The following is a 21,372-nucleotide window of genomic DNA, read 5'->3' as shown; positions in this document are numbered from 1 at the left end:
TCAGCCCAGGTCCAAGAAGTGTTCCAGGCCGAAGGTGAGGCCCGGGGTCGTCACCACACGGCGCGCGCCGAGCAGGATGCCCGGCATGAAGCTGCTGTGGTGCAGCGAGTCGTGGCGGACCGTCAGGGTCTCGCCCTCGCCGCCCAGCAGCACCTCCTGGTGGGCCAGCAGGCCCCTGAGGCGTACGGCGTGGACCGGGACGCCCTCCACGTTCGCGCCCCGGGCGCCGTCCAGGGCCGTCGTCGTGGCGTCCGGCTGCGGGGCGCAGCCGGCCTCCGCGCGGGCGGCGGCGATCAGCTGAGCGGTGCGGGTGGCGGTGCCGGAGGGGGCGTCCACCTTGTTGGGGTGGTGCAGCTCGACGACCTCGACCGACTCGAAGTAGGGCGCCGCGATCTGCGCGAACTTCATGGTGAGGACCGCGCCGATGGAGAAGTTCGGCGCGATCAGGACACCCGTGTCGGGCGAGGCCTCCAGCCAGCCGTTCAGCTGGGTGAGACGCTCCTCGGTCCAGCCGGTCGTGCCCACCACGGCGTGGATGCCATGGCGTACGCAGAAGTCGAGGTTGCCCATGACGGAGGCGGGGGTGGTCAGCTCCACCACGACCTGGGTGCCGGTCTCGGCGAGCGTCTCGAGCTTGTCGCCCCGGCCGAGGGCCGCGACCAGTTCCATGTCGTCGGCGGCCTCGACGGCGCGTACGGCTTCGGAGCCGATGCGTCCCTTGGCGCCGATGACCGCGACCCGCAGCTTGCTGCTCATGCTCGTGCTTCTTCCTTCGGTTCCGTCAGGGGGTTCGTTACGCCACCGCTTCGTGGAGGCGGTCCGCCTGCTTGTCCTTCAGGGGGCCGATCACCGACAGCGACGGGCGCTGTCCGAGGAGCTCGGCGGCCACCTCTCGTACATCATCGGGGGTGACGGCCGCCATGTGGGCGAGCATGTCGTCGACCGACATCTGGTCGCCCCAGCACAGCTCGCTCTTGCCGATCCGGTTCATCAGCGCGCCGGTGTCCTCCAGGCCGAGGACGGTGGAGCCCTTGAGCTGGCCGATGGCCCGCTCGATCTCGTCGTCGGTCAGGCCGTCCGCCGCGACCCGGTCCAGCTCGTCCCGGCAGATCTTCAGGACGTCGTGGACCTGGCTGGGGCGGCAGCCCGCGTACACACCGAACAGGCCGCAGTCGGCGAAGCCCGACGTGTACGAGTAGACGCTGTAGGCCAGGCCGCGCTTCTCGCGGACCTCCTGGAACAGGCGCGAGGACATGCCACCGCCCAGGGCCGTGTTCAGTACGCCCAGGGCCCAGCGGCGGTCGTCGGTGCGGGCGAAGCCCGGCACGCCGAGGACGACGTGGGCCTGCTCGGTGCGGCGGCTGAGCACCTCCACGCGGCCCGCCGTGCGGATGGTGCGCCGGCCGTCGCGCGGGGCGACCGGGACCGCGTCCGTACGGGTGAGGGCGCCGGCCTTCTCGAAGGCGCGGCGGACCTGGCGTACGACCGTGGCGTGGTCGATGTTGCCGGCGGCGGCGACGACCAGGTGCGTGGGGTCGTAGTGCTTCTTGTAGAAGCGGCGGATGCGGTCGGCGGTGAGCGCCTCGACGGTGTCGACGGTGCCGAGGACCGGGCGGCCCAGCGGCGTGTCGCCGAACATCGTCTTGGCGAACAGGTCGTGGACGACGTCGCCCGGGTCGTCCTCGGTCATCGCGATCTCTTCGAGGATCACGCCGCGCTCGGCGTCGACGTCCTCCTGGAGGATCAGCGAGCCGGTGAGCATGTCGCAGACGATGTCGATGGCGAGCGGCAGGTCGGTGTCCAGCACGCGCGCGTAGTAGCAGGTGTACTCCTTCGCCGTGAAGGCGTTCATCTCGCCGCCGACCGCGTCGATGGCGGAGGAGATGTCGAGGGCGCTGCGCCTGTGCGTGCCCTTGAAGAGGAGGTGCTCCAGGTAGTGCGTGGCGCCGCCCAGGGTGGGCGTCTCGTCGCGGGAGCCGACGTGCGCCCAGATGCCGAAGGTGGCGGAGCGGACCGAGGGCAGGGTCTCGGTGACGATACGGAGGCCGCCGGGCAGGGTGGTGCGGCGGACCGTGCCGATGCCGTCCCTGCCCTTGAGAAGCGTTTGGGTACGGGCGACGGCCCGCGCCTCCGGGGAGGTGCGGGCCGTCGCCTTCGAACTACGGGACGTCACTGGTCGGTGTCGTCCTTCGTCTCGCCCTCGGCAGCGTCCTCGTCCGCCATCACGGGGACCAGGGAGAGCTTGCCGCGCTGGTCGATCTCGGCGATCTCGACCTGGACCTTGGCGCCGACCGCGAGCACGTCCTCGACGTTCTCCACGCGCTTGCCACCGGCGAGCTTGCGGATCTGCGAGATGTGCAGCAGGCCGTCCTTGCCCGGCATCAGGGACACGAACGCACCGAAGGTGGTGGTCTTGACGACCGTACCCAGGTAGCGCTCGCCGACCTCCGGCATGGTCGGGTTGGCGATGCCGTTGATCGTGGCGCGGGCGGCCTCGGCCTGCGAGCCGACCTGGGCACCGATGTAGATGGTGCCGTCGTCCTCGATCGTGATCTCGGCGCCGGTGTCCTCCTGGATCTGGTTGATCATCTTGCCCTTGGGGCCGATGACCTCACCGATCTTGTCCACGGGGATCTTGACGGTGATGATCCGCGGGGCGTTGGGGGACATCTCGTCCGGCGTGTCGATCGCTTCCATCATCACGTCGAGGATGTGGAGGCGGGCGTCCCGGGCCTGCTTGAGGGCCGCGGCCAGGACGGAGGCCGGGATGCCGTCCAGCTTGGTGTCGAGCTGGAGGGCGGTGACGAACTCCTTCGTACCGGCGACCTTGAAGTCCATGTCGCCGAAGGCGTCCTCCGCGCCGAGGATGTCGGTCAGCGCGACGTAGTGCGTCTTGCCGTCGACCTCCTCGGAGATCAGGCCCATGGCGATACCGGCGACGGGGGCCTTGAGCGGCACACCGGCGTTCAGCAGCGACATGGTGGAGGCGCAGACCGAGCCCATGGACGTCGAGCCGTTGGAGCCGAGGGCCTCGGACACCTGGCGGATCGCGTACGGGAACTCCTCGCGCGTCGGCAGGACCGGCACGATCGCGCGCTCGGCGAGCGCGCCGTGGCCGATCTCGCGGCGCTTGGGCGAACCGACGCGGCCGGTCTCACCGACGGAGTACGGCGGGAAGTTGTAGTTGTGCATGTAGCGCTTGCGGGTCACCGGGGAGAGGGTGTCCAGCTGCTGCTCCATACGGAGCATGTTGAGGGTGGTGACGCCCAGGATCTGGGTCTCGCCACGCTCGAACAGCGCCGAGCCGTGCACGCGCGGGATGGCCTCGACCTCGGCCGCGAGCGTACGGATGTCGGTCAGGCCACGGCCGTCGATGCGGACCTTGTCCTTGATGACGCGCTCGCGGACCAGCTTCTTGGTCAGCGCGCGGTACGCGGCGGAGATCTCCTTCTCGCGGCCCTCGAACTGCGGGAGCAGCTTCTCGGCGGCGATCTCCTTGACGCGGTCCAGCTCGGTCTCGCGCTCCTGCTTGCCGGCGATGGTGAGCGCCTGGGAGAGCTCGGTCTTGACCGCGGCGGTCAGCGCCTCCAGGACGTCGTCCTGGTAGTCGAGGAAGACCGGGAACTCGCCGACCGGCTTGGCGGCCTTGGCGGCGAGGTCCGACTGGGCCTTGCACAGCACCTTGATGAAGGGCTTGGCAGCCTCCAGACCGGCGGCGACGACCTCCTCGGTGGGGGCCTCGGCGCCGTCCTTGACGAGCTGGATGGTCTTCTCGGTGGCCTCGGCCTCGACCATCATGATCGCGACGTCGCCGTCCTCCAGGACGCGGCCGGCGACGACCATGTCGAAGACGGCGTCCTCGAGCTCGGTGTGCGTCGGGAACGCGACCCACTGGCCCTTGATCAGGGCGACACGGGTGCCGCCGATCGGGCCGGAGAAGGGCAGGCCGGCCAGCTGCGTGGAGCAGGAGGCGGCGTTGATCGCGACCACGTCGTACAGGTGGTCGGGGTTGAGCGCCATGATCGTCTCGACGATCTGGATCTCGTTGCGCAGGCCCTTCTTGAAGGAGGGGCGCAGCGGCCGGTCGATCAGGCGGCAGGTGAGGACGGCGTCCTCGGAGGGACGGCCCTCACGGCGGAAGAAGGAGCCGGGGATCTTGCCGGCCGCGTACATCCGCTCCTCGACGTCCACCGTCAGGGGGAAGAAGTCGAGCTGGTCCTTGGGCTTCTTGGAGGCGGTGGTGGCCGACAGCACCATGGTGTCGTCGTCCAGGTACGCCACGGCGGAGCCGGCGGCCTGCTTGGCCAGGCGGCCCGTCTCGAAGCGGATGGTGCGGGTGCCGAAGGAGCCGTTGTCGATGACGGCCTCGGCGTAGTGGGTCTCGTTCTCCACTAGCGGTTTCTCCATTACTTGTCGTCTTTGGTCCCGTGCGCCCGTGTGGCGGAGGGACGGGGCGGAGAAGCGCGCCTTGTGTGCGGGCCGGTCTTCGATCGAAGCACCCGGGGTGTGTCTCCCGGGGGCCACTACCGAGGACCGGCGGCGGCGAGGGCGCCTCTCCTGTGCGTACTTATGGAATTTTCGTTATGGCGTTGTGCGACCAGCCTACAAAGGGGTGGTGACACTCCGCACGTACAGCAAAGGGAGCGGCCCCCTGATCGTGGGAACCGCTCCCTTCACGGCGTCTTACTTGGCGCCGCCGGCCGCACCGCGGCGGATGCCGAGGCGGTCGACCAGCGCGCGGAAGCGCTGGATGTCCTTCTTGGCCAGGTACTGCAGCAGACGGCGACGCTGGCCGACCAGGATCAGCAGACCACGACGGGAGTGGTGGTCGTGCTTGTGGGTCTTGAGGTGCTCGGTGAGGTCCGAGATGCGGCGGGAGAGCATGGCGACCTGGACCTCGGGGGAGCCGGTGTCGCCCTCCTTGGTGCCGAACTCGGCCATGATCTGCTTCTTCGTAGCGGCGTCGAGAGACACTCGGTACTCCTCTTGGTGTTCGATGCGCCCGCGAGTGCCCCTGGTCTTGGTCTCAGGGGAGCTTCCGTGACTCGGAGGCGAAGGTCCGATGAGCGCAGCTTCCAGATGATCCGGGAGCGCGTACACGAACGGCCGCTACACAGCGTACCAGCCTGCTGGTGCGGGCCTTGCGCTGGGTCGCGGGGCGGGCGTGCTAGCTCGTCAGCGAGCGGGCCGCCATGAAGACGTCCAGGACGGCGAGGCACAGCGGGACCAGGGAGAGCAGGACCGCGCCCTCGGCGAGGTCGAGCAGGCGCCCCCAGAAGGGGGACAGGCCCTTCTTCGGGATGACCAGGCCGATCGCGGTGATCAGGGCGGCTCCGGCCGCGACCGAGGCGGTGAGCCAGATGGTACGGATGTCCAGGGCGCCCCGGTCCCCGTACCGGACCAGCTCGTACACCAGGTCGGCCGGCGGGTTCAGGGACAGGCCCAGCACCAGCAGGGCGATGGCGGCGATCCCGGCCACCAGGACGCAGGCGACCTGCGAGGTGTAGCGGAAGAGACGGGCGCGCAGCAGCATCGCGAGGCCGGACGCGAGCGCCAGGAGCTCGCCCCAGACGTTGCCGGCGAAGCCCAGGACGGCGGCGGAGCCGACGACGACGGCCGCGCAGCCGCCGACCAGGCCCAGCAGCATCTCGTGACCGCGGCGGGCCTGGAGCGCGATCCGCTCGGCGTCGACGGGCTGGGCGTCGGGGGCCTCGTTCGGGTCGGCGAACGTGTCGTCGTCGTAGCCGCCGGTGGCGCCGCGCGGCGCGGCGTACCCGATGGGGAGGCGGGCGAAGCGGGCGGACAGGCCCGGCAGGAAGGCGACCAGGCCGATGGCGACCGGTGCGCAGACGGCGGCGGTCCCGGTGGCGGAGGCCTCGGTGAGGATGGCCGCGAAGGTGGCGAGGGTGCCGACGGTCGACAGGAAGGTGGCCGCCACGAAGGGGGCGTCTCCGCTCGGGGTGAGCGCGACCAGGGCGACGGAGGCGACCAGCACGGCGACGCAGCCGAGCAGGAACTGCAGCCGTCCCGGCCCGTGGCCGGCGGCCGGGCCGATGACGCCGGAGCCGGCGATCAGCAGCAGCGGCAGCGCGCCGAGGCCGAGGGCGACGGCGGTGGCGCGGTCGCCGTAGACCCTGGCGTGTACGCCGGCGAAGGCGGTCAGCAGCAGTCCGACGGCGCCCGCGATGATGCCCGGCAGGCCGTGCATGTCGTGGCGGACGGGGTCGGCGAACCAGAGCACGAAGCCCATGAGGACCAGCAGCAGGACGCCACCGACGAGACCCGCCGCGCGCAGCAGGTCGTCGCTCCACAGATGACGGTCGCGGGTGACGGCGGAGGCGACGGCGTCGGAGACGTCGTCGAAGACGGCCGGCGGGAGCGATTCGGCGAACGGGCGCAGCGAGAGGACCTCGCCGTCGAGCACCTGCTGGGCGGCGAGAGTGCGGGCGCCGTCCAGGACGGTGCCGTCACGGCGGACGAGGTGGTAGCCGGTGGGGGTGCCGGGCGCCTGGGTCTGGCCGGTGAGCCGGAGGATCTCCGGGTAGACGTCGGCGACGGCGATGTCCTCGGGGAGAGCGACATCGATCCGGCTGTCCGGCGCCACGACGGTGACGCGGCAGAAGCCGGTCGCTGCGGTCGTACTCACGTGTGTGGACCCCCTGATTCGCGGTTGCGCACGGTGCGCGCGCCACCCTACCGGGCAGCCGTGTCAGTGGCTGCAAGTAGGATCGCCTGTCGCGGGAGGAGGCCGTCGCCACGGGGGCGCCGGTGCGGAACCGCCTTCCGACTTCCGTCCGTACCCGAGGGATTGATGCTCCGGTGAGCCAGATCGTCGTCAAACGCCCGCCGCGGTCTCTTCCGCCGGAAGTGCCCACGGAAGAGCTGACTCTGGAGGCTCCGCCGGAACTGCCGCGGGGGCAGCAGGAGGGCATGCTGATGCAGATCCTGCCGGTCCTCGGCATGGGCTCGTCGGTGGTCTTCTTCTTCATGACGCCGTCTCCGATGATGCGCATCATGGGCGTTCTGATGCTGGCGTCGACGGTCGCGATGGTCGTCGCGCAGATCGTCAGATACCGGCGTGGTACGCAGGGGCAAATTGCCGATGGGCGGCGCGACTACCTCAAATACCTCGCACAGACGCGGCGTACGGTCCGCAAGACCGCCCGTGCCCAGCGCGACGCCCAGTTGTATCTGCACCCCTCCCCCGAGCAGCTGTGGTCGGTGGTGGCCGAGGGCTCGCGGGTGTGGGAACGGCGCGTGGGCGACAAGGACTTCGGGCAGGTACGGGTCGGGCTCGGCGCGCAGCAGCTGTCGACGCCGCTGGTGGCGCCCGAGACGGCGCCGGTCGACGAGCTGGAGCCGCTGTGCGCGGGGGCGATGCAGCAGTTCCTGGCCGTGCACGGCTCGTTGGACGGGCTGCCGATGGCCGTGTCGATGCGGGCGTTCTACCACGTGACGGTGTCCGGCGAGCCGGAGGCGGCGCAGGGGGCGGCGCGGGCCCTGGTTTCGCAGTTGGTGACGCTGCACTCCCCCGAGGACCTGATGGTCGCGGTGGTCGCCGCGCCCGGTGCCGTACCGCGCTGGGACTGGACGAAGTGGCTGCCGCACACCCAGGTGCCGGGTCAGCTCGACGGGGCCGGTACGAGGCGGCTGTTCGGGGACGACCTGGGTGAGCTGGAGCAGTTGCTGCACAGCCGGCTCGACGGGCGGCCCCGGTTCAGCCGGGACAATCAGCCGGTGCTGGACCAGCCGCACATCGTGGTGGTGCTCGACGGCGGGATGGTGCCGCCGGACTCGCTGTTCGCGGCGGCCGAGGGCCTGCAGGGCGTGACCATCGTCGAGGTGGTCTCGGGTGACCTGGACGAGCCGCGCGGTGGGCTCTCCGTGGTGGTGCGGCCGGGACGGCTGCGGCTGGAGTCGGGGGCGGGCTTCGCGTACGAAGGGGTGCCGGACACCATCTCCCTGGAAGCGGCCGAGGCGCTGGCGCGGCAGCTGGCGCCGCTGCGGACGGGCGGGGGCGACGACGACGAACCGCTGCTGGCCAACCTGGACTTCACCGACCTGCTGAACCTGGGTGACGCGGCCGCGGTGGACGTGGCGCGGACGTGGCGGCCCCGGTCGACGGCCGAGCGGCTGCGCGTACCGATCGGTGTCGGCGAGGACGGCCAGCCGGTGATGCTGGACCTGAAGGAGGCCGCGCAGGAGGGCATGGGCCCGCACGGGCTGTGCGTGGGCGCGACCGGTTCCGGCAAGTCGGAGCTGCTGCGCACCCTGGTGCTCGGTCTGGCGGTGACGCACTCCTCCGAGACGCTGAACTTCGTGCTCGCGGACTTCAAGGGTGGCGCGACGTTCGCGGGCATGTCGCAGATGCCGCACGTGGCCGCCGTCATCACCAACCTGGCCGACGACCTGACGCTCGTCGACCGCATGGGTGACGCGATCCGCGGTGAACTGCAGCGCCGGCAGGAGCTGCTGCGGTCGGCCGGCAACTACGCCAACATCCACGACTACGAGAAGGCGCGGGCGGCGGGTGCCGCGCTGGAGCCGCTGGCGTCACTCGTCCTGGTGATCGACGAGTTCTCCGAACTCCTCACCGCCAAGCCCGACTTCATCGACATGTTCATCCAGATCGGCCGTATCGGCCGGTCCCTGGGCGTACACCTGCTGCTCGCCTCGCAGCGCCTGGAGGAAGGCAAGCTGCGCGGCCTGGACACCTACCTCTCGTACCGGATCGGTCTGCGGACCTTCTCGGCGGCCGAGTCGCGTACGGCGATCGGTGTGCCGGACGCGTACCACCTGCCGTCGGTGCCCGGTTCGGGCTACCTCAAGTTCGGTACGGACGAGATGACGCGCTTCAAGGCGGCGTACGTCTCGGGTACGTACCGCACGGGCGGGCCGCAGTTGTCGGCCGGCCAGCTGCCGATCGAGCGGCGCCCGGCCGTCTTCACCGCGCCCCCGGTGCCGGTGGTGTACGCGGCGCCGGATCCGGCGCACCTCGGCCCCTCGCGGAGCGAGGAGGACGACGCGCTCGCCGACACCGTCCTCGACGTCATCGTGCGCCGGCTGGAGGGCCAGGGCGTCCCCGCCCACCAGGTGTGGCTGCCGCCGCTGGACCAGGCGCCGTCGCTCGACCAGCTGCTGCCCGGTCTCGCGCCGACGGCGGAGCGGGGCCTCACGGCGACGGAGTACACCCGTCCGGGCGGTCTGACCGTGCCGCTGGGCCTGATCGACAAGCCGTTCGAGCAGCGCCGTGAGGTGCTGTACCGGGACTTCTCGGGCGCGGCGGGCCACATGATGGTCGTGGGCGGGCCGCAGTCGGGCAAGTCGACCCTGATGCGGACGCTGATCTCGTCGTTCGCGCTCACGCACACGCCGTACGAGGTGCAGTTCTACGCCCTGGACTTCGGCGGCGGCGGTATGTCCTCGCTGGCGGACCTGCCGCATGTGGGCGGCGTCGCGTCCCGCCTGGACCCGGAGCGGGTGCGGCGTACAGTCGCGGAGGTCGTGGGCGTGCTGAACCGGCGGGAGGAGTTCTTCCGCTCCCAGGGCATCGACTCCATCGCCACCTACCGGCGCAAGCGCGCGGCGGGTGAACTGCCGGGCGAGGCGTGGGGCGACGTGTTCCTGGTGATCGACGGCTGGGGCGGCTTCAAGGCCGAGTACGAGATGCTGGAGCCGGTCGTCGCCGACCTCGCGGCACGCGGTCTCGGCTACGGCATCCACGTCATCATCACCGCCGCCCGGTACATGGAGGTGCGGGCGGCGCTCAAGGACCAGATGCTCGGGCGTCTGGAGCTGCGGCTCGGTGACGTCATGGACTCGGAGTTCGACCGGAAGGTCGCGGCGAACGTCCCGGCGGGTGTGCCGGGGCGCGGCCAGGTACCGGAGAAGCTGCACTTCATGGGTGGGCTGCCGCGCATCGACGGCTCCAGCAGCGCGGCTGACCTGGCGGACGGCACGGCCGCGTTCGTGCAGGCTGTCAAGGGCAGCTGGGGCGGGCCTCCGGCGCCGGGCGTGCGGCTTCTGCCGCGCAAGATCCTGGCCGACCACCTGCCGAAGGGCTTCGAGTTCCCGCAGCGCGGTGTGGCGATCGGCATCGACGAGGCCAATCTGGAGCCGGTGTTCGTCAACTTCGAGACCGATCCGTTCTTCCTGATCTTCGGCGAGAGCGAGACCGGCAAGACGAACCTGCTGCGGCTGATCGCCAAGCAGATCGCCGAGCGGTACTCCGCGGACGAGGCGAAGCTCGTCGTCGGTGACTACCGGCGGGCGCTGCTCGGTGCCCTGCCCGAGGAGCACCTGCTCGAGTACGCGCCGATGGCCAGCTCGATGCAGATGCACATGGAGGCCCTGGCGGGCCTGTTCGCGCGGCGGCAGCCGCCGGCCGATGTCACACCCCAGCAGCTGCGTGACCGCAGCTGGTGGTCGGGCCCGCAGATCTTCATCATCGTGGACGACTACGACCTGGTCGCCGCCGGCTCCGGAAACCCTCTGGCACCGCTCACGGACTTCCTGCCCTTCGCCCGCGACACGGGCGTCCGCTTCATCATCGCCCGCAACTCCGCCGGGGCGTCGCGGTCGATGTACGAGAGCTTCATGCAGCGCATCAAGGAGCTGGGCGCACAGGGCGTGGTCCTGTCCGGCGACCCCTCCGAGGGCGACCTGATCGGCAACGTCCGCCCGCGACCGCTGCCTCCGGGACGCGGCTTCTTCGCGGCGCGGAAGGGCGGGGCGTCGCTGGTGCAGCTGGGGAAGATGCCGGAGCTGTGATCCGCTGCGGCGCATCGTGACCAGGCGTGAACCGCACGACAGCTTCATGGAAATCGACGGAGTCCAGATCCGGACCAATCCACGGGAGGAAGACATGGGATTCGATCAGGAATGGAGCCGGCTGCGCTCCGCGGCTGCCGAGTCCGCCGGCCAGGAGTCCGCGAGTACGCGGCTGAACGGCACGGGTGGTGGCGGCGGTACGGGGCCGGGGGGCACCGGCACCCTGGCGTCCTCACCGGCGCAGAAGCGGGCCGCCGCGGACGCCATCGCGGGCGAGATCACCACGCAGACGAACTTCGCGGCCACCCGTCCGAACGAGGCGATGGGCGCCGCCATCGCGGCCTTCGGCGGCTGGGACACCTGCGCCGGTCTGAAGAAGGTGAAGGAGACCTGGGAGAGCCAGGTCAAAACGCTCAAGGGACGGCTGTCAACGGAGGAAGCCAGGCTCCGGCAGACCCGGACGTCCTTCATGAGCACCGACGTCGGAACGTACAACGAGTTCGGCCTGATCCCGCCCAAGACCGGTGGCCAAGGGCAGTAGACCTCCAGCCCTTGGGCGGAACGAACGGTCACGCGGGCGGTACGCCGGGTCGCCACCACAAACCGCCCGGCCGCACATTGCACGCAATGTGGTCTGCCACCAGATCACCGATACAACACCAACGGGGAGTAGGACGTGCTCACGTACAAGGAAGTCACGACGACCAACTTCGGTCACCTGACGACGACCGCCGACAAGTGGGACGAATCAGCCCGCGAGTTCAAGAAGGCGGAAACTGCGTACGGCGAGCGCGTACAGAAGATCACGCTCGGTCCGGACATGAGCGGTCTCTACGTGATCGCCGCGCACACGAACTTCACCGCCACCCGCTACGAGTACGCGGCGGCCCAGACACAGGCGCAGGCGATAGCCAAGCTCCTGCGGGACGCCCATGAGCAGTTCACGGAACTCAAGGGGCGGTTGAACAACGTCGTGCAGGCCGCCCGCGAGGACGACATGCTGATCGACGAGAACGGCAAGGCCACCCGTGATCCCAAGACCATCACCCGTGGGGAACAGAACGAGTTGTCCCACCTCCCCGAGGCACAGGCAGCGAAGCGGCAGCGGGAAGAGAACTGGACCAAACGCATCCAGGACGTCGTGAAGGCGTTCGACGACGCCGACCAGGGCGTCAAGCTGGCCCTGGAAGCGGTCGTCGTCGACAGCAACAAGGACGCCTTCGGCAAGGGCAACGACGAGACGCTGAACGGCTTCAACGCGGGCGCCAAGGGCGACATCGAAGCGTACGAGGCCATCAACGCCACGGACATCGCCACCCGGATCAACAACGGCGAGAAGGTCTCGGCCGCGGAGTACGCGGAGTTCAACCGCGCGTTCCGCGACAACAACAAGGACAAGACCTTCACCCACACCTTCCTCAGCGGCATGGGGGCGGAGGGGACGCTGAAGCTCGCCAATCGAATCGACTCACTCGCCTACGTCAAGGACAAGGAGAACAAAGGCACATACGAGTCGATCAAGGGCGGCATCGCCAACTCCATTGCCACTGCCGCCACAGACCCCAAGTTCCAGGCGAAGTGGCGCGCTGACATGCGGAGCATCGGTGTCAAGGACTTCGAAGGTCCGACCGGCCCCGGCACTCCGGCCAAGGGGTCGGACGGGAAGGTTCTGGGCTACCAGGTCCTCATGGGCCTCATGGAGCGCGGCGACACAGGGAAGTACGCCCCGGACTTCGTCAAGGGCCTGGCCCAGGACATTTATGCCGCGGAGAAGGGCAGCAAGGGCAACATCTGGGACATCAATCAGGCATACAACGAGAAGAATTCCCCTTGGTTTGTCAACGATCCGCTGGACAGCGCACTCGGCCTGCTGAGCAAGCATCCTGACGCTTCAACCGACTTCCTGACCCCAGGCACCGACCCAAAGAATTCGGCCCTCAACTATCTGCTCCGGGAACGCGACTGGAATGGAATCGTGCCGGAGCATTCCGAATGGGGCGCCAACACCGAAACATCACGAATCACTTATGGCGCTCCCACGGAGGACGGCGACGCTCGAGTCGGCTTCGCGGCAGCCCTGGAAGCGGCCACCACCGGCCACCAGCCGGGAGCACCCGTAGGTGCTCCCGGCCCGCACAGCGAAATGCAAGCCAGCATCATGCACGAGACCATCAAGCTCTTGGACCAGGACAGCAAGGGCGACTCCATTCCAGAAGGTCTGAAGGTACCCCTCGGACGCGCCATGACCGATTACTCCGAAGATCTTTTCTCTATTCTGAGTGGGCAACCGTCCCACAGCCCGGGAGGCCTGCCCACAATCGAGCGCGATGGTGATCAGTCTCGGATTGCCAACGGCGAGCAAAGCCTGATCCGCGTTATGCGCGGGGTTTCGGACGGCGTGCTTGGAAAGACCTCTGACGGGGATCCCATCCTCGTGTTCGATGCTCTTTACGAGGCCGAGAAGCGGATCGCAGCCGAGCACCTGGCATCCGCCAGGAATGCCCCGGAGCATCAGGTCAACAACGTCGTCGGCGACTGGAACACCAAGTCCCGCGAGGTCGCTTCGGTGATGGGCACCTTGACCGGGATCGGCTCGGACATGACGCTGGATGTTCGCGACGCACAGGTCGGCAAGATCAACGACGACGCCCGTTACAGCTACCACGTGGTCGGCGGTGTCTTCAATACGATTCCGGTGGTCGGTGACGCGGCGCAGCGGATGGTGGACGCCGTGACGTACGAGTGGTCCAAGGACGTCATCGCCGAGAAGAACGACATCGCCAGGGCGAAGGACAGTTCGGATTCCGCCAGCGGCCTGACCGGTACGAACATGCTCCTCCAAGGCTGGGCGGAGCAGCGCGGAGTGGAAAATTCCGAAGCCTTCAAGAATGCCAGGGGAGAAGCAGACCAGAGTTACAAGAGCGGCCGTGAGGATGCTTACACGGCTCTGCGTACCAGGAGCTGAAACGAGCCATGCCAAAGAAGATCATACGTGGCTGGAAGACCATCGCACTGCTTTCCGCGCTTGCTGTGAGCCTGGCCGGCCTGCACATCGCCCTGAACACCAACCTGCTGGGACGGGATCAGCTCTGCGATAGACGAGTCTCTGCGAAGTTCGTTGAAGCGGCTTTCGCAAAGACGGGCAGTCTTTCCGACGAGGAAGGCCCGACGAGCTCAGACGGAGACCCTCTGCTGTTCGACTGCACCATTGTGAGCAAGTCGGTGGTTCCGGGCTCTGATGACCAGGAGCTGTTCATCTCCGTAACCAGGGAGCGGGCAGACTTCCCGTTCACGGACAATGGCGGGCCCGACCCTGCCAACATCGCGTTCTTCTCGGGCAACGCGACAGGCGCGGTCGTGGATGACGACCGTGCCTGGGTGTGGCTGCCTGCCTCGTGTGCGACGGAACAGGCAGCCGTGGTGAGGGGAGACGTACGGAGAGGGCAGGTCACCCAGGAAAGCCGAATGGCACTCGTCCGACTCCTGGTGGATACGGCCAACAGGCTGGTCGAACGCACGGGGTGCAGCGACACGAACTTGAAGGCGCCGACCAAGCTCGCACCCACACCCAGGCCGCGGACTGCCGACCCACAAAAGCTCTGCGGCATCACGGGGCTGTCGCTGCCCACCTCTGTGGCCGGCCCGAATGCAAAGGTCCAGGAGACCCTACCTGAGGCTCTGAGCCGGATCTGGTCGTGTTCCGTGACGCTGGAGGACAGTGAGGCTTCTGTGCGCGAGTCCGGCTATCTCACCTTCTCCGTAGTGCAGGACCCCGTCGTCTTGGCAAGCCTCAAGAAGTATCCCGAGTATTCCGAAGCGTCTCCCATTCCGGGATGGAAGGTTTCCGGAGTGGATGACACGCACGTAGTCGCCGATTGTGCGGGCAAGGCAACGTACTTCTCCATGCGCCTCGGTCAGCAATACTTCCGGTCCACGGAGCAATCTGATTCTCCCAAGTCAGCGTCACTCTTCAAGGCCTTCACCTCCAAAATTGGTACGGCGCTCGGCTGCCCAGCTATCACTGGCCCATCAGAATGAGGCGGAACGGCGCGTATGCCGGGAGCGACCGTGCCAGGGCGACGCGCACTCAGCTGCCCTGCTCGATCCAGAGTCGGCTCGTTGCCGTCAGCAGCAAGGCCACCAAGACGAAGTTCTGGCCCCCGGCGACAAAGAACGCACGCGCAATGGGCGTCCTGGCCGGCATCACCGCCGCCGTCACCCACCACAAGAGCAAGGGAGCCCCATACCTGGCACACCGCAGTCATCGAACGCCCGCTGCGCGAGCCAGCCCCGAGCACCGTTACAGACAACTCCTAGCGGCCACCGGCCGCTTGGAGAAAATCGTGCAGGCCGCCTGCCATGACAAGAGAGCGATCCTGCTGCCGCAGGTCGTCCAGATATCGAAGACAGGAGTGATGTTCGCCTTGCGTACCGCACTGCGTTCCCTGGCCGTCCTGGCCGTCGTGATCGGGGTGATGACTGGTTGCGCCGCCAAGGACGCCGACAAGAGCAGCGGTGGAGGTGACACGGAGACAGAGGTCATCCAGGACGCCAATACCACGATGAACACGACGTCGTTCCACGCCACCGGCACGACTACCGCGTTCAGTGGCGGGAAACAGGAGATCTGGTCGGACCCCGACAAGGGCTTTCACCTGCGGGCGACAGGCGAAGGCTCGACAGGGGACCTTTACTGCAAGGACGGCACGACGTATACCAGTGCCCCGCTCCTCGCCGACATGCTGAAGCAGCGGGGGCAGGCGATAACCGTGCCCGATCGCCTCAAGGACGTGTACGTGACCACGGAGACCGGTCAGGGCTGCGACACCTACTACAAGATCTCCGAGAGTGGCCAGCACACGCCTGCCAAGGACCGGAACATAGGCGGTCGGCCGACCATGGCCATTCAGGTCTTCAGCGGTAACGCGTCCGACACCTACTTCATCGAGAAGGGCACGTCCCGACTGCTCGTGCTGGAGTCGTTCCGGGACGGACGGACGAGCACCACAACGTACGACTCCTTCGGCGACAAGTTCACGATGGACCTGCCGGCGAAGGACAGGACCATGCCCCTGGACGAGTTCCGCACGCAGGTGACCGGTGGGTGATTTTCACCGGTTCCTGTGACACCCGGGAGGCGTCGACGGATAATCGAGCCGCAACGCCGATCCAACGCCTCACGATGGACAGCGCCTGATGGACACTCAGCGGCGAGCAAACGGCACATGGAGGAAATCGTCTCAACGCGAGAAAAAGTGCTACAAGGTGAGCGGGAGAGGGCTGCGGCGACGGGCACGCGATGCTTCCTAGACGCCCCCTGTGCATGTCCGGTCAAGCCCGAGTGCCGCCCCGACCGGCTCACCGCTCAGGCAGTCGACATACGCGGTAGATGGCGCCAGGCAAGGAACAGGAGCGAGTCGACCCGGCAGGAACTGCTGAGCGAGATGGATCAGTGACGGCTCAGCGCCCAGCAGGAGATCGACCTTTGACGCCTCCATCGCGGGCTTCGCCGGCTGGGACACCTGTGCCGGTCTGAAAAAGCTGAAGGAGACCTGGGAGAGCCAGGTCAAAACAGACGACTGTCGACGGAGGAAGCCAGGCTGCGGCAGACCCGAAGCGCGTTCATGAGCACCGACGTCGGGACGTACGCCGAGTTCGGTCTCGTCCCGCCCAGAACCGGCGGCCAAGGGCGGTAGACCTCCGCCCCTCGGGCGGAACAAAGGCTCACGCGGGCGTAAGCCGGGTCGCCAACCTGGCGGCTACGGCACAGAACGTGATCTCCCGCCAGGCCACCGATGACACAACGGGGAGTAGGACGTGCTCACGTACAAGGAAGTCACGACGACCAACTCCGGGAAGCCGCGTACGGGGAACACATACAGAAGATCACGCGCGGCCCGGACATTAGCGGTCTCTACGCGATCGCCGCCCACACGAACTTCACCGCCACCCGCTACGAGTACGCGGCGGCCCAGACACAGGCGCAGGCGATAGCCAAGCTCCTGCGGGACGCCCATGAGCAGTTCACGGAACTCAAGAGCCGTCTGGAGTCCGTCGTTCAGGACGCGCGCAACGCCGACATGCTGGTCGATGCGGACGGCAACGTGAAGTACAACGAATCGAAGCTCACCGCCCACGAGCGCATCTACCTGCGAGACCACCCAGAAGCGGTGACCGACCTCAACAACAAGGTCGTCGGACGGGCCCAGAAGAGGTGATTGGCGATGAGAATAGCGCTATCCCGGCAAGGGCTGTTGCGCGCGGCCCATCCACTGGGCGGCATGCTCCTGATCACGCTGCTGCTCGGCGCCGCTGGGTGCACCTCCTCCGAAGCGGATCCGGGGCGACTGCACCCGTCGCCAAGCGCGGCGCACGACGGCTGGGACCGCACGATTCCGCAAGCCGAAGTCGAGGCCTACGCACGGGTGACCGTACCCGCAGTTGCTCGTGACATCCGTTGGGGTTACAAGCACGGGTTCCAGGACGACGCGGCGGCGCTCACTTTCGTGATGCCTTCTGCCGAAGTGGGAATTTTCCTCCGGTCCATCGATGGAGAGCACGAGGAGTTCTTCGCGAAGATCGACGCTCCCGGCCCCGAAGAGTTCCAGAAGTCAGTCTCCCGCGGCGTGCGCTTCACTCAACCGACCGCCGGAACAGCTGAGGACCTCAACATCTGGACCGCGAAGGTTGCCGAGGCCGAGGCACGTGTATGGATTGAGGCATTCGACCTATGACCCAGGAGGAGATGTTCGCCCGCCCTGCCGCAGAGCCGAACGAGGCGCGCGCGGCGAGCCCGCTCGTCGAGAGCGGGCGGCCGGCGGGGCCAGCCGAGAGGTGGCGTCGGGTGATTCCGTACGTTCCCTGTGACACCCCGGGCCCGGTCGACAGATAATCGAGCCGCAACGCCGTTCCAGCACCTCGCGAAGGGAAGCACGCCTGATGGGCACTCAGCAGGAGAAGGACGAGCTGTACGCGCTCGACATCAGTGGTGTGAAGTGGCAGGGCGCGCCCGGTACCAGCCCTGACGAGGAGCGGGTGGAGATCGCGCATCTGCCGGGGGGCGCCGTCGCGATGCGGTCGTCCCTGGATCCCGACACCGTTCTGCGGTACACGGAGGCGGAGTGGACCGCGTTCGTGCTCGGGGCGAAGGATGGCGAGTTCGACCTTCAGTGAGCGTACGAAAACGTAAGGAGGGGCCTGCTCCGGCCGGAGCAGGCCCCTCCTTGGTACGCGCCGCCGCGGGGCGGCCGGCCGTCAGTAGGCCTCGGTGAACAGCTGCGACGCCTTGACGTCGGTCGACCGGTAGTTCTCCTTGCCTGCCTCGATCGCCTTGGCGACGAGCTCCAGGCGGTTCTTCATGTCGTCGGCCAGGTCGCGGTACTTCTTCTGAAGGGCGGTGTACTGGGCGAAGGCCTCACCGTCCCAGGTACCGGTCACCACCTTGACGGCCGCGTCCATCTCCGCGAGGTCGTTGATGATGCCCTGGGAAACGACGCGGATGCGGTTGGCCATCTCCTGGACGCTCGCATACTGGACCTTGGTGCCGAGGTCTTCAGCCATGCTGGACTCCTTGCTTGTCAGTCGGTCTGGGGAAGAGTGACGGTGCCGCTTACAAGAAGTTCAGCTGGGAGTTCGCGGCCTTGAAGGAGTTCTGAACCTCCACGTCGTTGGCGTTGCTCAGGTTCTTGGTTTCACCGACCGCGTTGAGCAGCACGCCCAGGAGCCGACGAATCCTGTCGTGGTCCTCGTTGAGCTGGATCTGGGCCTTCTTGAAGCCCGCCGCACCGACACCGGTCCAGCCGGCGCTGGCCGTCTCGATGATGTTGGCCAGCTCCCGAGCCTGCCTGCTCACCTCATTGCCGGTCTCCATGATCTTGTTTTTCGCCTGGATGACCGGATCGTCGGCAAGTCCGAACCCGCCTGTAGGGCTGGTCATGTGAGTCTCCTCAAATCGGTTCCGATGCCGAGCTGTTGGCGTTCGCCCGGCCTGATGGTGACGCGTACAGCTACGCTCTCCTGCTGCGTACACCCACCGCCACGACGGCGCCGATGGCGACGACCGCGACGGCACTCGCGACAATGCCCCAGAGCGGGAAGCCCCCCTCGTCGGGCCTGGCCGCTGCCACAGGCTCCTTGGATGCCTGGTCAGAGCCCTTGCCGCTTGCCCCCGTGCCCTCAGGAGAGGGGGAAGTCCCTGGTCCCGGCGACTTCTTCGCCTGCGCGGCGAGAAGCGGGTTCACATCGGGCGCGCCGGGGTCGCCCTTGCCCTCCAGCAGTACCTGCGCGGGGCGGACCGAGCCGTAACCGATGTACTTGCTCGGTACGGGGCCGACATGGCCGGCGGTCTGCATCATGACGCGCAGGACCTGGTTGGCGGTCCAGTCGGGGTGGGCGGACCAGATGAGTGCGGCGGAGGCGGAGGCGATTGCGGTGGCTTGGCTGGTGCCGCCGGTCTCGCAATAGCGGCTCCCGTCGTCCGTGCAGCGGCCGGGCACCGACACTCCAGGCGCGGCAAGCGTAAGGTGGTCACCATAGTTGGAGAACTTCGCCACTTTGCCCTTGCTGTCGAGTGCTCCGATCGCAATGACACCGGGGATGGCCGCTGGGTAGGAACGCTTTGCCTCGCCTTCGTTGCCGGAGCCGGCAAAAATCAGCGCCCCCTTCTTCAGGGCGTAGTCGACCGCACTACGCCACTGCGGGACTTCCTCCACCTCTTCCGGCCCGCCCATGGAGATGTTGATAACGCGCGCCCCATGGTCCACCGCGTATCGGATTCCCTTGGCGGACGACTGCAGGATGCTGAAGTTTCCCCTATAAAGCCCTACTTTTACGGGAAGGATCTTCACTCCTGGGGCCAGCCCTTTGATGCCACCGTCGGAGCCGTTGCCCGCGATAGCGATGGCCATGTTGGTACCGTGTCGCTCTGTGTCCCTGCCATCGACGCGCCCGGTGCCCCCCTCCGGATCGTAGAAGTTCCGGCCTGGCAACACCTTCCCGTGCAGCTCCGGCACTGTTGAGTCCACCCCCGAGTCGAGTACAGCGACCGTGACCCCCTTGCCCGTCGACACCTTCCACAGCTCGTCGGCTTTCATGGCGTCGAGGTACCACTGGCGCGAGCGCATATCGTCTGCTTGCGCCGCCGGAACCGCGATGGTCCAAGTGGCGAGGAGCGCGGACATAGCTCCGAGCAAACCGACCGCGCGGGTGCGGAACGATCCGGTGTGGGGGGACATCGTGGAGCTCCTAGTCAATGACGGGGGGGACGATCTTGCGTTGCCCCATGGACCACGTCTCCTCGTCCTCCGCCAGGTAGTCGGGGCGCGCAGCTGTCTGACGGCGCTCTTCCTGGCCCGACGCTGTCGTGACGGGGGGCCTTACAAGACCCGTGCCGCCCGGCGTGAACGTGCGTCCACTGGCACCGGACGCCGCCGGTGTGCCTACGCTTCCACCAGGCTGCGTCGCGAGCCGACGGCCGGCGCCCGTGCCCGTTGCCGCTCCCGGTGCGCCGGGCATGCCGCCATAGCCCGGCATGCCCGGAGTGCCACGACCGTAGGCCCCACGCTCCTCGCCGATGACGGTGCCCATGGGCATCCTGGGACCACCCGTGGTGGGGCCGGAACGGCCCGGCATGGGCTTGCCTCCGACAATGCCGTCCTGAGAGCCCGGTCGGGCGACCCCCAACGGTCCGGGAGTGCCCAGGGGGCCCCGCGCTGAGCCTGGTCCACCCACTGGACCAGGACCTGGGGCAGAAGGCATGCGGGCGGTACGACCCTGTTGGGGACCGACCACCGGAGCAATGGGAGGAAGCAGCGGAGCTGCCGTCCCAGGTCCCGTCGTGGGCGGAACGTTCGTCGTTTGCGGAGCCGGGCGGGTTACGGTCTCCGGAGGCAGCGTCGACACGGAATCCAGGTTCGTACCCACGGTCCCCTCCGGCGGCAGGACCGGCGGCGGCCCAGGGCGCACGGCGGCCTGGTCCGGCGCTGCGGCCCGGCCGGCCGGGGCAGTGGAGGAGGAAGCCTGCACGGTCGAATATTCGGCTCCCGCCCCTCCGGACGCCGTCCTGCTCGAAGTGGCCGACGACGCCACACCCGTTCCGCTCCCCATGTCGTAAGGCCGCTCCACTTCGCCGCCGCCGATACCGTCGACGAGCGGCTTGAACTCCGGCTGCCGCTGCGCCCTCATCCGCTCCTGCGTGTTGTCGTAGTACGACGACAGCCGCTCCAGCTGGTGGATGGCCTCCTGGAGCTTCGGGCCCTTCTCCTCCGCGATGCGGGCCTTCTCCTTCTCCGGGTCCGCGAAGCACTGGCCGGCCGGCTTCGGCACCGCCGCCTTCGCTTCGCGGAGCGCCTGGCCCGCTCGGAGCATCTCCTGGCTGACGACCTCGGTGAAGTCGCCGAGTACCAGCGTCTCCGAGACCATGTCGGCACCCCACTTGCGGAACGCCTCACCGCCCTCGCCCTCCCACTGGACGCGGCTGATGTAGTGCCGCAGGTCCCGGGCGATGGCGAGGATCTTCGGCGCCGCGGCGGCCAAAGCGTCGCCGGCGCCGGAGAGTTCTTCCGGCCTGGCGGACGCGATCATCGCGTACAGGGCGTCAAGGGA

At 67.9% G+C, this 21,372-nt stretch carries 17 protein-coding genes; 8 read left to right on the top strand and 9 right to left on the bottom strand.

Features of this window, described 5'->3' with window-relative positions; all coding sequences use genetic code 11:
* From dapB to eccD, 5 genes are all read right to left on the bottom strand, one after another.
* Entirely contained in the window at positions 1–756 is a 756-nt protein-coding gene (gene dapB / locus AMK26_RS13120) for a 4-hydroxy-tetrahydrodipicolinate reductase (protein WP_073754679.1), read from the bottom strand.
* 37 nt (positions 757–793) lie between these two features.
* On the bottom strand, positions 794–2,173 hold the full coding sequence (locus AMK26_RS13115) for a M16 family metallopeptidase (RefSeq protein ID WP_073754678.1): 1,380 nt from the start codon (positions 2,171–2,173) through the stop codon (positions 794–796).
* Positions 2,170–4,392, bottom strand: a complete 2,223-nt coding sequence (locus AMK26_RS13110; RefSeq protein ID WP_073754677.1) for a polyribonucleotide nucleotidyltransferase — start codon at positions 4,390–4,392, stop codon at positions 2,170–2,172. The genes AMK26_RS13115 and AMK26_RS13110 overlap by 4 nt, the downstream gene beginning before the upstream one ends.
* A 291-nt stretch (positions 4,393–4,683) precedes the next feature.
* Positions 4,684–4,974: a 30S ribosomal protein S15 gene (gene rpsO / locus AMK26_RS13105; RefSeq protein WP_003958228.1), complete on the bottom strand. Its 291-nt coding sequence runs from the start codon at positions 4,972–4,974 to the stop codon at positions 4,684–4,686.
* 193 nt (positions 4,975–5,167) lie between these two features.
* The gene (eccD, locus tag AMK26_RS13100; RefSeq protein ID WP_073754676.1) at positions 5,168–6,646 is read right to left on the bottom strand and encodes a type VII secretion integral membrane protein EccD; all 1,479 of its coding nucleotides are present in this window, start codon (positions 6,644–6,646) and stop codon (positions 5,168–5,170) included.
* A gap of 173 nt (positions 6,647–6,819) precedes the next feature.
* Between eccD and eccCa the strand changes: the two genes are divergently transcribed.
* The 8 genes from eccCa to AMK26_RS13060 all read left to right on the top strand — a co-directional run bounded on the left by eccCa (position 6,820) and on the right by AMK26_RS13060 (position 17,943).
* A complete protein-coding gene (gene eccCa, locus AMK26_RS13095; RefSeq protein WP_073754675.1) occupies positions 6,820–10,770 on the top strand; it encodes a type VII secretion protein EccCa in 3,951 nt (1,316 codons plus the stop codon).
* Positions 10,771–10,864: 94 nt separating this feature from the next.
* Positions 10,865–11,311: a hypothetical protein gene (locus AMK26_RS13090; RefSeq protein WP_073754806.1), complete on the top strand. Its 447-nt coding sequence runs from the start codon at positions 10,865–10,867 to the stop codon at positions 11,309–11,311.
* 135 nt (positions 11,312–11,446) lie between these two features.
* Positions 11,447–13,735: a hypothetical protein gene (locus AMK26_RS13085; RefSeq protein ID WP_073754674.1), complete on the top strand. Its 2,289-nt coding sequence runs from the start codon at positions 11,447–11,449 to the stop codon at positions 13,733–13,735.
* A gap of 8 nt (positions 13,736–13,743) precedes the next feature.
* Complete coding sequence (locus AMK26_RS13080; protein ID WP_073754673.1) at positions 13,744–14,808, top strand: hypothetical protein; 1,065 nt, start codon at positions 13,744–13,746, stop codon at positions 14,806–14,808.
* A 146-nt stretch (positions 14,809–14,954) separates the two neighbouring features.
* Entirely contained in the window at positions 14,955–15,878 is a 924-nt protein-coding gene (locus tag AMK26_RS13075; protein WP_143608511.1) for a hypothetical protein, read from the top strand.
* 687 nt (positions 15,879–16,565) lie between these two features.
* Positions 16,566–16,988: a hypothetical protein gene (locus AMK26_RS13070; RefSeq protein WP_073754671.1), complete on the top strand. Its 423-nt coding sequence runs from the start codon at positions 16,566–16,568 to the stop codon at positions 16,986–16,988.
* Between the two features lie 63 nt (positions 16,989–17,051).
* The gene (locus tag AMK26_RS13065) at positions 17,052–17,504 is read left to right on the top strand and encodes a hypothetical protein (RefSeq protein ID WP_143608509.1); all 453 of its coding nucleotides are present in this window, start codon (positions 17,052–17,054) and stop codon (positions 17,502–17,504) included.
* 205 nt (positions 17,505–17,709) lie between these two features.
* A complete protein-coding gene (locus AMK26_RS13060) occupies positions 17,710–17,943 on the top strand; it encodes a DUF397 domain-containing protein (RefSeq protein ID WP_073754669.1) in 234 nt (77 codons plus the stop codon).
* Positions 17,944–18,024: 81 nt separating this feature from the next.
* On the opposite strand, the gene AMK26_RS13055 is transcribed toward AMK26_RS13060, so the two are convergent.
* The 4 genes from AMK26_RS13055 to AMK26_RS13040 form a co-directional block, all read right to left on the bottom strand.
* On the bottom strand, positions 18,025–18,330 hold the full coding sequence (locus tag AMK26_RS13055; protein ID WP_073754668.1) for a WXG100 family type VII secretion target: 306 nt from the start codon (positions 18,328–18,330) through the stop codon (positions 18,025–18,027).
* Between the two features lie 49 nt (positions 18,331–18,379).
* Positions 18,380–18,706, bottom strand: coding sequence for a hypothetical protein (locus AMK26_RS13050; RefSeq protein ID WP_073754667.1), 327 nt, complete (start codon positions 18,704–18,706; stop codon positions 18,380–18,382).
* A 70-nt stretch (positions 18,707–18,776) separates the two neighbouring features.
* A complete protein-coding gene (locus AMK26_RS13045; RefSeq protein ID WP_107420941.1) occupies positions 18,777–19,949 on the bottom strand; it encodes a S8 family serine peptidase in 1,173 nt (390 codons plus the stop codon).
* A gap of 64 nt (positions 19,950–20,013) precedes the next feature.
* Positions 20,014–21,351 carry a hypothetical protein gene (locus AMK26_RS13040; protein WP_143608507.1) on the bottom strand — a complete coding sequence of 446 codons (1,338 nt, stop codon included), beginning with the start codon at positions 21,349–21,351 and terminating at the stop codon, positions 20,014–20,016.
* Positions 21,352–21,372 lie beyond the last annotated feature (21 nt).

Origin of the sequence: Streptomyces sp. CB03234 (assembly GCF_001905885.1) — a bacterium.
In the GTDB taxonomy this organism is placed as follows: Bacteria; Actinomycetota; Actinomycetes; order Streptomycetales; family Streptomycetaceae; genus Streptomyces.
This window is presented reverse-complemented; position numbering and strand designations above follow the sequence as displayed.

What these genes read in the sequence shown, in the direction of transcription:
- dapB (WP_073754679.1), bottom strand. Translation starts at nt 756, where the DNA reads ATGAGCAGCAAGCTGCGGGTCGCGGTCATCGGCGCCAAGGGACGCATC.
- AMK26_RS13090 (WP_073754806.1), top strand. Translation starts at nt 10,865, where the DNA reads ATGGGATTCGATCAGGAATGGAGCCGGCTGCGCTCCGCGGCTGCCGAG.
- AMK26_RS13080 (WP_073754673.1), top strand. Translation starts at nt 13,744, where the DNA reads ATGCCAAAGAAGATCATACGTGGCTGGAAGACCATCGCACTGCTTTCC.
- AMK26_RS13075 (WP_143608511.1), top strand. Translation starts at nt 14,955, where the DNA reads ATGGGCGTCCTGGCCGGCATCACCGCCGCCGTCACCCACCACAAGAGC.
- AMK26_RS13070 (WP_073754671.1), top strand. Translation starts at nt 16,566, where the DNA reads ATGACACAACGGGGAGTAGGACGTGCTCACGTACAAGGAAGTCACGAC.
- AMK26_RS13065 (WP_143608509.1), top strand. Translation starts at nt 17,052, where the DNA reads ATGCTCCTGATCACGCTGCTGCTCGGCGCCGCTGGGTGCACCTCCTCC.
- AMK26_RS13060 (WP_073754669.1), top strand. Translation starts at nt 17,710, where the DNA reads ATGGGCACTCAGCAGGAGAAGGACGAGCTGTACGCGCTCGACATCAGT.
- AMK26_RS13055 (WP_073754668.1), bottom strand. Translation starts at nt 18,330, where the DNA reads ATGGCTGAAGACCTCGGCACCAAGGTCCAGTATGCGAGCGTCCAGGAG.
- AMK26_RS13050 (WP_073754667.1), bottom strand. Translation starts at nt 18,706, where the DNA reads ATGACCAGCCCTACAGGCGGGTTCGGACTTGCCGACGATCCGGTCATC.
- AMK26_RS13045 (WP_107420941.1), bottom strand. Translation starts at nt 19,949, where the DNA reads ATGTCCGCGCTCCTCGCCACTTGGACCATCGCGGTTCCGGCGGCGCAA.
- AMK26_RS13040 (WP_143608507.1), bottom strand. Translation starts at nt 21,351, where the DNA reads ATGATCGCGTCCGCCAGGCCGGAAGAACTCTCCGGCGCCGGCGACGCT.